The organism is Methylosarcina fibrata AML-C10, assembly GCF_000372865.1.
Lineage (GTDB): Bacteria > Pseudomonadota > Gammaproteobacteria > Methylococcales > Methylomonadaceae > Methylosarcina > Methylosarcina fibrata.
Genome location: NZ_KB889965.1, coordinates 1,256,984 through 1,269,218, shown reverse-complemented (window position 1 = coordinate 1,269,218; position 12,235 = coordinate 1,256,984). Strand labels below are relative to the sequence as shown.

General features: G+C 54.7%; 8 protein-coding genes. 5 read left to right on the top strand and 3 right to left on the bottom strand.

From position 1 onward, the window contains the following. The first annotated feature begins 86 nt into the window (after positions 1–86). The 5 genes from glnK (at position 87) to A3OW_RS0106140 (ending at position 7,117) form a co-directional block, all read left to right on the top strand. Entirely contained in the window at positions 87–425 is a 339-nt protein-coding gene (gene glnK / locus A3OW_RS0106160) for a P-II family nitrogen regulator (protein ID WP_020562550.1), read from the top strand. A gap of 22 nt (positions 426–447) precedes the next feature. Further along, entirely contained in the window at positions 448–1,860 is a 1,413-nt protein-coding gene (locus A3OW_RS0106155) for an ammonium transporter (RefSeq protein ID WP_020562549.1), read from the top strand. Between the two features lie 260 nt (positions 1,861–2,120). Continuing rightward, positions 2,121–2,459: a P-II family nitrogen regulator gene (locus A3OW_RS0106150; protein ID WP_020562548.1), complete on the top strand. Its 339-nt coding sequence runs from the start codon at positions 2,121–2,123 to the stop codon at positions 2,457–2,459. A 19-nt stretch (positions 2,460–2,478) separates the two neighbouring features. Beyond that, positions 2,479–3,774, top strand: coding sequence for an ammonium transporter (locus A3OW_RS0106145; protein ID WP_020562547.1), 1,296 nt, complete (start codon positions 2,479–2,481; stop codon positions 3,772–3,774). 94 nt (positions 3,775–3,868) lie between these two features. Next, a complete protein-coding gene (locus tag A3OW_RS0106140; protein WP_020562546.1) occupies positions 3,869–7,117 on the top strand; it encodes a DUF748 domain-containing protein in 3,249 nt (1,082 codons plus the stop codon). Positions 7,118–7,466: 349 nt separating this feature from the next. On the opposite strand, the gene recG is transcribed toward A3OW_RS0106140, so the two are convergent. The 3 genes from recG to A3OW_RS0106125 all read right to left on the bottom strand — a co-directional run bounded on the left by recG (position 7,467) and on the right by A3OW_RS0106125 (position 12,231). Next, positions 7,467–9,548 carry an ATP-dependent DNA helicase RecG gene (gene recG, locus A3OW_RS0106135; RefSeq protein ID WP_020562545.1) on the bottom strand — a complete coding sequence of 694 codons (2,082 nt, stop codon included), beginning with the start codon at positions 9,546–9,548 and terminating at the stop codon, positions 7,467–7,469. A 40-nt stretch (positions 9,549–9,588) separates the two neighbouring features. After that, a complete protein-coding gene (locus tag A3OW_RS0106130) occupies positions 9,589–9,993 on the bottom strand; it encodes a RidA family protein (RefSeq protein WP_020562544.1) in 405 nt (134 codons plus the stop codon). A gap of 66 nt (positions 9,994–10,059) precedes the next feature. Further along, complete coding sequence (locus A3OW_RS0106125) at positions 10,060–12,231, bottom strand: RelA/SpoT family protein (protein WP_020562543.1); 2,172 nt, start codon at positions 12,229–12,231, stop codon at positions 10,060–10,062. Positions 12,232–12,235: the final 4 nt, after the last annotated feature.

Genomic DNA, 12,235 nt, shown 5'->3' with positions numbered 1-12,235 from the left:
GTCGATTTAACTTGGTGTTGGCACAATCTGTGCTTTAAAAAATACCAGTCGAAGCAGTTAATTTTAAAGAAGGTGAGAGGCATTGTATGAAACTAATAACCGCTATCATAAAACCCTTTAAGTTGGATGACGTTCGAGAAGCGCTTTCCGATATCGGAGTTTCCGGAGTAACCGTAACGGAGGTGAAAGGGTTCGGGCGTCAGAAAGGCCATACCGAGCTTTATCGAGGCGCCGAGTACGTGGTTGATTTTTTACCGAAGGCCAAAGTGGAAGTGGCTGTGGCGGATCAACTGATGGATCAGGCGGTTGAAGCCATTACCAAGGCGGCCAATACCGGAAAGATTGGCGACGGCAAGATTTTCGTTACCAATCTGGAACAGGTGATCCGGATCCGGACCGGGGAAACCGGCGAAGAAGCACTATAAATACTAACTATAAGGCGGAACTATGAAACATGTTTTAACCACTTTTATTTTTTTTGGCTTGCTGAGTTTTGTGGGATTTTCCGTTGCCGAAACCGTATCGGCATCGGTGGAAGTTAAAACCCTTGCCGATCCGGTGCAAGCGGTCGTCGCGGAGATTTCTCCCGCCGCGGTGACTCCCGGCCCCGCCGCCACCGCCACCCCGCCCACGGTAGATAAAGGCGATACCGCATGGATGATGATTTCCACCGTGCTGGTCATTATGATGGTATTGCCAGGTCTGGGCTTGTTTTATGGCGGCCTGGTGCGTGCGAAGAATATGCTGTCGGTATTGATGCAGGTGATGATGGTGTTCTCCCTGATCATCGTATTGTGGGCTATTTACGGCTACAGCCTGGCGTTCGGAAGCAGTGGGCTGATCATCGGCAATTTTGATAAAGTGTTTCTTTTGGGCGTCACGACGGATTCGCTGGCCGATACTTTCACCGACAATGTCAAAATTCCCGAATTTATCTTCATCGCCTTTCAGTCCACGTTTGCCGGAATCACCTGCGCTTTAATCATCGGATCGTTCGCCGAGCGTATCAAATTTAGCGCCGTTCTGTTGTTTTCGGTGCTCTGGTTCACTTTCAGTTATTTGCCGATTGCTCACATGGTCTGGGGTCCGGGCGGTTATCTGCTGGATAAGGGCGCGCTTGATTTTGCCGGAGGCACCGTGGTCCACATCAACGCGGCCGTGGCGGGTTTGGTAGGTGCGTATATGGTGGGCAAACGCATCGGCTACGGTAAGGAATCCATGGCTCCGCACAGTTTAACGTTAACCATGGTCGGCGCCTCGCTGCTGTGGGTGGGCTGGTTCGGTTTCAACGCCGGTTCCAACCTGGAATCAACCGGCAGCGCCACGCTGGCCTTTATCAACACATTACTGGCCACGTCGGGTGCGGTCCTTGCTTGGTCAATGGGCGAGGCCTTGAGCAAGGGCAAAGCCTCGATGTTGGGCGCGGCCTCGGGAGCTGTGGCTGGTCTGGTGGCGATCACCCCGGCCTGCGGCTCGGTGGGCCCCATGGGTGCCATTATGGTGGGTTTGGCGGGCGGTTTCCTGTGTCTGTGGGGCGTCAACGGTTTGAAGAAAATGCTCGGCGCCGATGACTCGCTTGACGTTTTCGGCGTACACGGCGTGGGCGGAATCGTGGGCGCGTTGCTCACCGGTGTATTTACCGCTCCAGGTTTGGGCGGAACAGGCGGCGACGATTTTTCCATCCCCGGCCAACTGCTGATTCAGGCCGAAGGCGTGATCATCACTATTGTATGGTCGGGAGTAGTCTCTTTTGTCGCCTATTATTTAATCAAATTACTGATCGGTCTCAGGGTCAGCGAGGAATTTGAACGGGTGGGTCTGGATGTTTCCAGCCACGGGGAAACAGCCTACCATCTCTAAATAACCGACATGATCGTAAGCCGCCAACCCTATCCGTTTTATTGTACAGGGTTGGCGGTTTGTGTTTAACCGGATTGTTTTAAAGGCCAAAATAGAATTAAACCAGGATAATCTTGAATAGAGGGGGCTGCAAGCGCCCTTTTTTTTTAATCGCAATCGTATTTATACGGGTCCTGTCGACCTTGGAATTGTAAATTGACCGGGATTGTGTATGATTGCAAAAACCATTCATTTTTCGTCACTTATGATAGAGAGAGCTTATGAAATTAATTACCGCCATTATTAAACCTTTCAAACTGGACGATGTGAGAGAAGCGTTGTCGGAAATCGGAGTAACCGGTGTGACGGCCACGGAAGTCAAGGGCTTCGGCCGTCAGAAAGGCCATACCGAGCTCTATCGCGGCGCCGAATACGTGGTCGATTTTTTACCCAAGGTCAAACTGGAAATTGCCGTTGCCGAAAGCGTTCTGGAACAAGCCATAGAAACCATCGTCAGAGCGGCCAATACCGGCAAAATCGGCGACGGCAAGATTTTCGTAACCAATCTGGAACAAGTCATCCGGATCAGGACCGGCGAAACCGGTGAAGATGCGATTTAGCGCTTAAGGTACATAGAGAATGTCTTTTTATAATAATAAAACCAAACTATTGCTCGGCTTGCTGCTGCTTCCGCAGGGGGCTTTCGCGCAGGACTTGAATCAGGCCAATACTGCGTGGATTCTGACTTCAACCGCTCTGGTCCTGTTCATGACGTTGCCCGGCCTGTCCTTGTTTTACGCCGGCCTGGTCCGAAGCAAAAACGTTCTGTCCGTGTTGATGCAATGTTTTGCGATTACCTGCGTGGTTTCGATCCTCTGGTTGTCCGGCGTGTACAGTCTGATTTTCGCCGACGGCGGAGAATTTCAAAAACTGATAGGCGGCGCCTCCAAGTTTTTTTTGTCGGGAGTCGGCACGGCTTCCATGACCGGCGACATCCCCGAAACGGTTTATTTCATGTTTCAAATGACTTTCGCCATTATTACGCCCGCTTTGATCGTCGGCAGTTTCGCGGAACGGATGAAATTTTCGGCGATGCTGTGGTTTAGCGGTATGTGGCTGATCCTGGTCTATCTGCCCGTATGCCACTGGATCTGGGGAGGCGGCTGGCTGGCCAAGCTGGGCGTGCTGGATTTTGCCGGAGGCATCGTCATCCACGTGAACGCCGGCATCGCATCGCTTGTGGCCGCGCTGGTGATCGGCAACCGCAGGGGGTTTCCGACGACGCCGATGCCGCCCCATAACATGACCATGGTCGTCACCGGAGCCGGCATGCTGTGGGTGGGCTGGTTCGGCTTCAACGCGGGCAGCGCCTTGACCGCCGACGGGCGCGCCGGCATGGCCTTGCTGGTGACGCATACCGGAGCCGCAGCCGGAGCGATCACCTGGATGATCGTCGAATGGCGGCGTTTCGGCAAACCCAGCGTATTGGGTATCGTGACCGGAATGGTCGCGGGGCTCGGCACCATTACGCCTGCGTCCGGTTTTGTGGGTCCGGGCGGAGCCCTGGTCATCGGCATTACGGCCGGAGCGGTTTGTTTTTATGCCACCCAGTACGTCAAACGCACCCTGATCATCGACGATTCTCTCGATGTGTTTCCGGTGCACGGAGTCGGAGGAGTGACCGGTTCGTTGCTGACCGGCGTATTCGCTTCGGCCGGTTTGGGCGGTCTCGGCCTGGCCGAAGGCGTCACCATTCTTCATCAAGTGGGCGTGCAGGCGCTCGCAATTGCCGTCACCCTGAGTTGGAGCGCGTTGTTCAGTTATCTGATCTTAAAGCTTATCGATCGGGTTATCGGCCTCAGGGTATCCTCCGATGAAGAACTTCAGGGTCTGGATCAGGTTCTCCACGAAGAAACGGGCTATCTGAATCTTTAGTAGATTCTCCTCAGAATAAAAAGGCGGCCCGGACAGTCGCCTTTTTTGTTTCGGATCGGCTATGATAAACCGCTTAAGGCAACCAGGGAATGCTATGCAGGCTCGAGACGTATTGATTAAAGTATTCAACGATTTGGGTATCTTCGTCGGTATCCTGATGCTCTACGGATTGGCGGGATTTTATTTCCTGCCGGCGGTATTGAAGGCGAAACTTCCCGACGTGATCGAGCAGGAAATCGGCAGAAAATCGTCCATCGAGAAGGTGGAGTTCGATCCGTTTCTGCTGAGACTCAATCTGGAAGGGTTCTCGCTTCAGGAAGCGAACGGCGAGCCTTTTGTCAGTTTCGCTCGATTTTATGCCGATCTGAATACCTTCCATTCGCTTGCCGACCGGGCGCTGGCTCTCGACCGGATCCTTCTGGTCAAGCCGTGGGCCAGGATTGCTTGGCTCAAGAACGGACAATTCAATTTTGCCGATCTTCTTGCGAGCGAGCCCGAACCCGAGCAAAAAGACGAAACGGCTTTTCCGCTTTCGATTGAAAAATTATCCCTGGAAAAAGGCCATCTGCTATGGCAGGACGCCCGTTCCGGCAAGCCCCGGCAGGAAGAAGTCGTTCCGATCGATCTGGAAATAGAAGGGTTATCCACTTACGCGGCGGAACCGTTCTCGATGCACCTGTCGACCGGATTGAAGTCGAGCGGGCAAATGGATTGGCAGGGCGTCGGCAGCCTGCAGGCGCTTTCTTCATCCGGACACCTTCGCCTGGACAAGATCAGCCTGCAACGCATTCAGGAGCTGGCCGTACAGGAACCATTGGCGTTTGAGCTGCGCGGCAATCAGTCTCTGGAGCTGGACTACCGGATGACTTCTTCGGAGAAAGGGCTCGAGCTTGAAATCGGCAAAAGCCGTTTCGAAATACAGGATTTGGCTCTTTCGATGAAAGGGGCGGAGCCGATCCGGGGCAATCTGTCCAAAGTCGTGCTTGAAGCCGATTACAAAGTCGGCTTTTCCGGTCAGCAATGGCGAGTAGCTTCCGACAAGACCTTGCTGAATCTGAGTGATATCCGGTTGGACGGTCTGGGGAAAGCGGCCGTCGCTATTCCTTCGGCCGAGTTTGGAGCCCGCTACCAGGCGGAAAACCAAGGCAATCAAATCCACTTTACCTTGGCCGGAGACCGGTTTCAACTTCAGCAAGCCCGAATGACCGAGACAGGCCAAACCGAGCCCCTGGTCGAGGTTCCTTTGCTGGCGGTGAGCGGCATCGGCCTGGATCTGGCCAAGCAGGAGTTTTCCGTTGAAGGTATCAGGACCGAAAACGGCAAGATCAAGGCATGGCTGGACGCCGAAGGCCGGATCAATTACCAGCAGCTTTTGCCCGAAGCCGGGCCTGAGAAAGCCGCTTTGGAATCTTCTCAAGCGGCTTCGTCCGCGCCCTCGAAAGTACCTCCCTGGAACATCGCCGTCAAAAAGATCGAAGTGAACAACTTCGCGCTGGCCTTCGAAGACCGCTCGCAAAAAACTCCGGTTGTCATGAACGTCAAGCCGATCCGTTTCAAGCTGGACAACTATGTCAATCGGAAGGGAACCGTTCTGACTCTTGAATTCAGCGCCGGCATCAACGAGACCGGTTCGATCAAGCTGGACGGAGATGCCGTAGCCGAACCTTTCTCCACTCGGTTGAACGTCGACGTCCAAAACATCGCGTTGGACGCATTGCAACCCTACGTCGAGAAATACGCGCGGCTCGATCTCATCGACGGAAACTGGAACGCCGACGGAACACTGTCGGCCGGAGTTCAAGACGGAGACCGGCTGGATTTGAAATTCAAAGGCACTACCGTCATTGCGGACTTGTTGACCCGCGACCAGATTCTGCACAAGGATTTTGTCAAATGGAAAAAACTGACTCTTGAGGACATCGATGCCGACGTGCTGGCCAACCGGTATACGGCCGAGCGGTTGCTGATCAATCAACCCTACGCCCGCGTCATCATTGAGAAAGACAAGACGGTCAATGTCAACGATGTCTTCAGGGTGGACAAAGACAAGGCCGAGCAGGGGAGTAAACCGGTAAAACCGGAAAAATCCGCAAAATCCACAAAATCCGCCCAAAGTGGCCGTGGTCAGCCGAACTTCAAACTGGACAGGATCCAGGTGGTCGACGGTGCCTCCGATTTTGCCGATCTTTCCCTGATCCTGCCTTTCGCCGCTCAGATCAAAAGCCTGAACGGCGGCGCCTCGGGCATTTCTTCGGCGGCCAAATCCAAAATCAAGGTATCTTTGAAAGGCAATGCCTACGACCTGGCGCCCGTCAGCATCAGTGGGGAGATCAGTCCCTATCAGGGCGAATTCAACGTCGAAATGAATTTCATGGGCATGCCGATGCCGCTGATTTCGCCGTACATGGTGCAATTCGCCGGTTATAAGGTCGAAAAAGGCAAATTGAACCTGGGGCTTCACTATCAGGTGGCCAAGGGGCAACTGACCGCTTCCAACAACATCTTGATCGATCAATTCGAACTGGGCGAAAAGGTGGACAATCCCGATGCCGTGTCGGTGCCGCTGGAACTGGCCGTGGGATTGCTGAAGGATTCGAACGGGAAAATTAAAATGGACGTGCCGATTACCGGCAGCCTGGAAGATCCCCAATTCAGCGTCGGGAAGATCGTCGCCGATGCCCTGCTGAATTCGATTACCAAAATCGTTACCTCTCCATTCAAGGCCATCGCCTCGCTGGTCGGCAGCGAAGAAAATCTGGACGTCGTCCGTTTTGCCCCCGGCAAGGCGGAACTCGACCAGGCACAGGTCAAAAAGCTGTACGGCATCGCCGACGCACTGAAGGAGCGCCCCATCCTGAGCATCGACATCAAAGGCGCCGCTTATCAGGAACAGGACTGGCCGGCCCTGCGCGAATCTGCTCTATACGACCGGCTGAAAAAAATGAAAGCCGACGAGATCAACAAGAAAAGCGATAAGAAAATTCTGGCCGAGTATGTCGAGCTTTCCGACGAAGAATACAAACGCCTGCTGGCGCAGTTGTTCATCGAAAAATTTCCGCTGCTGGCCGACCGCTCGCTGTTCGGAACGCCCCGGTTGAAAGATCCGAAAGCCGGCGATTTTTATGAGGTCGCCAAACAAAAGCTGGCCGCGATCATCAAGCCGGAACCGAACCGGCTTAAAAATCTCGCCTCGGAACGGGCGCAAGCCATCGCCAAGTATCTGGTGCAGCAGGGAGGCGTGCAAAACGAACGGGTTTACATACTCGATCCTGCGCTCGATCCGAAACGGGAAGGGGATGACGCCGGGAAAATCATTTCCTTTTTATCCCTGAAAACGCAATGACTCATAACAAACAGCCCGGATGAAACACAGTGGAATCCGGAAGAGTCGGAGCCTCGTTTGATTTTTGATTCCGCAAAGCTCTATTCGAGCTACTTGCTACCTTCAAGTTAAATGGTTTTTATGCTCATCCAACTTGTCTCTCCGCTGCTTCGGCCAGTGTCGGAGGAATAAAAGAGGCGGCAAAGATTTTTATGATGACGTAGAGTGCCGGTTTATTTAAAGTAAGGAGCGGTTTTCGTCCGGGCGGACCCGGGATTCCGTAGGCGGAATAAAGGATGGACATGGGACTGGAGCAACGAATCAGGCTGGGAACAATCTTTGCCCGGTTTCAAGACGTGTGTCCATACGGTCAAACTTCGGCGTAAGCGATCGCAGTGCCGAGCCAACGGTCGCAGAGAGGCTGGACCGCCGCGGGTGATTCGGTGAACAGCCGGTCGCCGATGGACTGTACCTGATCGAGCAGTTCCTTGTCCCTGGCCAGATCGGCGATTTTAAAATGCATGGCGCCGGTTTGCCGCGTGCCCATGACTTCGCCGGGACCCCGCAATTCGAGATCCTTTTCGGCGATGACGAAACCGTCGTTGCTGTCGCGCAGTATGCCGAGTCGTTGCCGGGCAGTATCGGATAAAGGCGATTGATACATCAACAAGCAATAACTGTCGCCTTCGCCGCGGCCGACCCGGCCGCGCAACTGGTGCAGTTGGGAAAGTCCGAGCCGTTCCGGATTTTCGATGATCATCAGGCCGGCGTTCGGCACGTCGACCCCGACTTCGATCACCGTCGTAGCGACCAGCAAGTCGATCTCCCGATGCTTGAAAGCCGTCATCACAGCCTCCTTATCGGCAGCTTTCATACGGCCGTGGACCAGACCGATACGGATGCCGGGCAGGCTTTCGGACAAACGTTCGGCCGTCTTTTCGGCGGCTTCGCATTGCAGGGCTTCCGATTCCTCGATCAAGGTGCAGACCCAGTAAGCCTGCCGTGTTTTCTCTATCCAGCCCCGAATTCTGGCGATCACTTCATCCCGGCGCTCGGCCGGAATCACGCTGGTGACCACCGGTTTTCGGCCGGGGGGAAGTTCGTCGATGATGGAAACGTCGAGGTCCGAATATTGCAGCATCGCCAGCGTGCGCGGGATCGGCGTGGCGGTCATCACCAACTGATGAGGCCGAAGGCCTGTGTCCGCGCCTTTTTCCCGAAGCGCCAGGCGTTGATGCACGCCGAAACGGTGCTGCTCGTCGATGATGCACAAGCCCAGGCGGTGAAACTCGACGTCTTCCTGAAACAGGGCGTGGGTGCCGATGACGAGATGGGCCGAACCGTCGGCCAGATCCTGGAGCAATTTTTTACGTTGCTGGCCTTTCGATTGCCCGGTCAGTAAAACGACCCGGACGTCAAACCCTTCAAGCCAGGTGTTGAAATTGCGGTAGTGTTGTTCAGCCAGCAGTTCGGTCGGCGCCATGATGGCCGTCTGATAGCCGGCGCTCAAGGCCAGCAGGGCGGCGTAAGCGGCGACCACCGTTTTGCCGGAGCCGACGTCGCCCTGGATGAGCCGCATCATGGGCCGGCTGCGGCGGCAATCTTGTGCAATTTCCGTCATGACCCGCTGTTGGGCGCCGGTCAACGCGAACGGCAGCGAGCGAAGGAAGGCATCGATGGCGATGCGGTCGCCGTCGAATACGGGGGCGTGCCGGTTTTCACCACGGGTCTTCGCTTGCCTGAGCGACAGATAATGCGCCAGCAACTCTTCGAAAGCCAGTCTTTTCAGAGCGGGGGCGCTGCCGTTCTGTAACGCTTCGATCGGCATCGACTCTTCCGGCGCATGCAGGGTCGAGATCGCTTCGGCGAGGGAAGGGTAGTGGTAGCGTTGGAGAATTTCGGCGGGTATCCAGTCCGTTAATACGCCGTTATCGCTCCGGCATAAAGACAAGGCCTGTTTGACCGCTTTGCGCATGGTCGACTGGCTCAGTCCTTCGGTCAACGGATACACCGGCGTCAGCCGGGATTCGGTCGCTGCCTGCTCGCCGTCGGCAAGGATTTTATAGTCCGGGTGCACCATTTCCAGGCCGGCATAACCGACCCGGACTTCGCCGAAGCAACTGACGATGGCGCCCGGTTTCAGCAGGTTGTGCTGATGGGCGGTAAAATAGAAAAACTTCAAGGTAATAAAGCCGGTCGCATCGCTGATTCTCGAAATCAGGCTTTTGCGGCCTCTGGGAAGGGTGTCGGTGTATTCCACGGTGCCGCAGATCAGGACCGTCATTCCCGGTTTAAGGGAGCCGATCGGATAAATTCGGGTTCTGTCTTCATAGCGCAGAGGCAAATGAAAAATCAGGTCCTGCACGAAGTGAATGTCGAGTTTTTCAAATCGCTGGGCGGTCTGATGGCCGATGCCGGCCAAAGCGGTCACCGGCTGTTTAAGAAGATTCATTAACGGCGGCGCTTTCCCGATGGAGGTCTTCCGCAAAAACTCAGGAAGCGGGATATTCCTGGGGTTTCAAATACATGACGGCGTCCATTTCGATCAGGGCGCCTTTGGGAAGCGCGGACACGCCGACTGCGGCGCGGGCAGGATAAGGTTCCTGAAAAAAACGGCCCATGATCTCATTGACCAGCGGAAAATGGATCAAATCGGTCAAATACACGTTCAGTTTGACGATGTCGCCCAGATCGCCGCCGGCCGCTTCGGCCACCGCTTTCAGATTTTCAAAAACCTGCACGATTTGTGGAGAAATTTCACTATCGACCAGCGTCATCTTGTCGGGCAGCAATGGAATCTGTCCGGAAAGGAAAACCAGCCGATCCACCCGGATCGCCTGGGAGTAGGTGCCGATGGCCTCGGGCGCGTTAACGGTCTGAATGATCTCTTTTATCATTGAAAGTCCTGGTAGGATGAAGCTGCATGAGAAGGTTCTTCTAGAAAGCGGTCTGCAAAACCGTATCTAGGCTCTGACCCGCGTGATTTTCAAGACGATCGGCAATTCCTTCAGCCGGCGCATGACCTTGGCCAAATGAACGCGGTCCTTTACGGTAAACGTGATCAGGTCGACGCAGACCCGGTCGTCCTGGTCGACGACGTTCACGTTTTCGATATTGGAATTCATTTCGGAGATGACCGAGGCGATGGTGGCCAAAGCGCCTCGCTGATTGAGAATTTCCAGCCGCAGTTCACTCGGAAATTCGCCGTTGATTTCCTGGCTCCATTCCACGTCCAGCCAACTGCTTTGCTTTTTCCTGACGTCATTGCTGTTGTGGCACTCATGATGGTGCACGACAATGCCTTTGCCCGGAAAGAAAAAACCGATGATCGAATCGCCCGGTATCGGTCGGCAACATTTGGCCAGGGTGATGATCATGCCTTCGGTGCCTTTGATGATCAAGGGGGTCTTTTTGGCCTGGTCGGAGTCTTCCAGCTTGATGGCGGCCAGCACGTCGTCCTGGGCGAGACGCTTGGCGACCAGAAACGGCATCTTGTTGCCCATGCCGATGTCTTCGAGCAGATCGTTCAGGCTCTGCAGGCCGCTCGCTTTAAGCAGGGCCTGTATCCGTTCCGGTTCAATCGAGTCGAGCTCCAGATTCATCGCCTGAAGTTCCTTTTCCAGTAAACGGCGGCCCAGGCTGATCGCTTCTTTTTGCTTGAAATTCTTGAGATAGCTGCGAATGCTGGAGCGTGCCTTGGCGGTGATGACGTAATTCAGCCAGAGCGGGTTGGGGCGGGCCCAGGAGGCGGTGATGATTTCCACGGTAACGCCGTTCTCCAGCGTGGTCTGCAAGGGTACCAACTGCTTGTCGATCCGGGCGGAAACGCAGGCATTGCCGATGTCGGTGTGTACCGCGTAAGCGAAATCGATGGTGGTCGAACCTCGGGGTATTTTGACGATTTCGCCCTTGGGCGTGAAGACGAACACTTCCTGAGGAAAGAGATCCACTTTCAAATTGTCGATGAATTCCAGCGAATCGCCAGCCGACTTCTGAATTTCCAGCAGATCCCGAAGCCATTCGTTGGCGCGGGCCTGGAATTTTTCCGATGATTTATCGTCGTCGGATTTATAAAGCCAGTGTGCGGCAATGCCCGATTCCGCCATGCGGTGCATTTCATGAGTGCGGATCTGGATTTCGATGGGCACGCCGTAAGGTCCCATCAGGATCGTATGAAGCGACTGATAGCCGTTGGCTTTGGGCAGGGCGATGTAATCCTTGAAGCGGCCCGGTATCGGTTTGTACAGGTTGTGAACAATGCCCAGGGCCCGGTAGCAGGTATCGACGTTGTCGCAATAAATCCGGAAGGCGTAGACGTCGAAAATATCGATCAGGGAAATCTTTTTGTGCAGCATTTTCTGGTAAATGCTGTAGAGGTTTTTTTCTCTGCCGGCGACGTCGCAGTCCAGTCCGGCCTGTTCGATGCGCCGTTTGATCGCGCTTTCGATGGTTTCGACAATTTTCAGGCGATTGCCCCGCGCTTTCTTGACGGCGTTCTTCAAGATGGCGTGGCGCCTCGGATACATCGCTTCAAAGCTTAACGATTCGAGTTTTTGCCGGATGTTGTTCATGCCCAGACGGTTGGCGATCGGGGCGTAAATATCCAGCGTCTCGCGGGCAATGCGGCGTTTTTTGCCTGCCGGCATCACGCCCAGGGTCTGCATGTTGTGCAGGCGGTCGGCCAATTTGACCATGATGACCCTCAAATCCTTGGCCATCGCCAAAAACATCTTGCGGACGTTCTCGGCCTGGGCTTCGGCATGCGATTTGCTGTCGATCTTGGTTAATTTGGTGACTCCGTCGACCAGTTCGGCCACGTCCGGGTTGAACCGCTGCGCCAGTTCCTGTTTGGTAACCGGCGTATCTTCCAGAACATCGTGCAGGATCGCCGCCATAATGCAGTTAACGTCCATCCGAAGCTCGGCCAGGCTGATGGCGACGGCAACGGGATGGCAAATATAGGCTTCACCGCTTCGGCGGAATTGACCGGCGTGCGCGGCGGCGCCGAATTCATATGCCCGATAGCATTCGTCGACCTGTTCGGAGTCCAGATAGCCGGACAAGACCGTGCACAAACGCCTGATCAGTTTGTCCTGAGGACGTTCAAGCTCGATAGTGTCGGCTAATTCCAGCATAAGT

Excerpts from the sequence above, each read along its gene's own strand:
- A3OW_RS0106145 (WP_020562547.1), top strand. The coding sequence starts at position 2,479 with ATGTCTTTTTATAATAATAAAACCAAACTATTGCTCGGCTTGCTGCTG.
- A3OW_RS0106140 (WP_020562546.1), top strand. The coding sequence starts at position 3,869 with ATGCAGGCTCGAGACGTATTGATTAAAGTATTCAACGATTTGGGTATC.
- recG (WP_020562545.1), bottom strand. The coding sequence starts at position 9,548 with ATGAATCTTCTTAAACAGCCGGTGACCGCTTTGGCCGGCATCGGCCAT.
- A3OW_RS0106150 (WP_020562548.1), top strand. The coding sequence starts at position 2,121 with ATGAAATTAATTACCGCCATTATTAAACCTTTCAAACTGGACGATGTG.
- glnK (WP_020562550.1), top strand. The coding sequence starts at position 87 with ATGAAACTAATAACCGCTATCATAAAACCCTTTAAGTTGGATGACGTT.
- A3OW_RS0106125 (WP_020562543.1), bottom strand. The coding sequence starts at position 12,231 with ATGCTGGAATTAGCCGACACTATCGAGCTTGAACGTCCTCAGGACAAA.
- A3OW_RS0106130 (WP_020562544.1), bottom strand. The coding sequence starts at position 9,993 with ATGATAAAAGAGATCATTCAGACCGTTAACGCGCCCGAGGCCATCGGC.
- A3OW_RS0106155 (WP_020562549.1), top strand. The coding sequence starts at position 448 with ATGAAACATGTTTTAACCACTTTTATTTTTTTTGGCTTGCTGAGTTTT.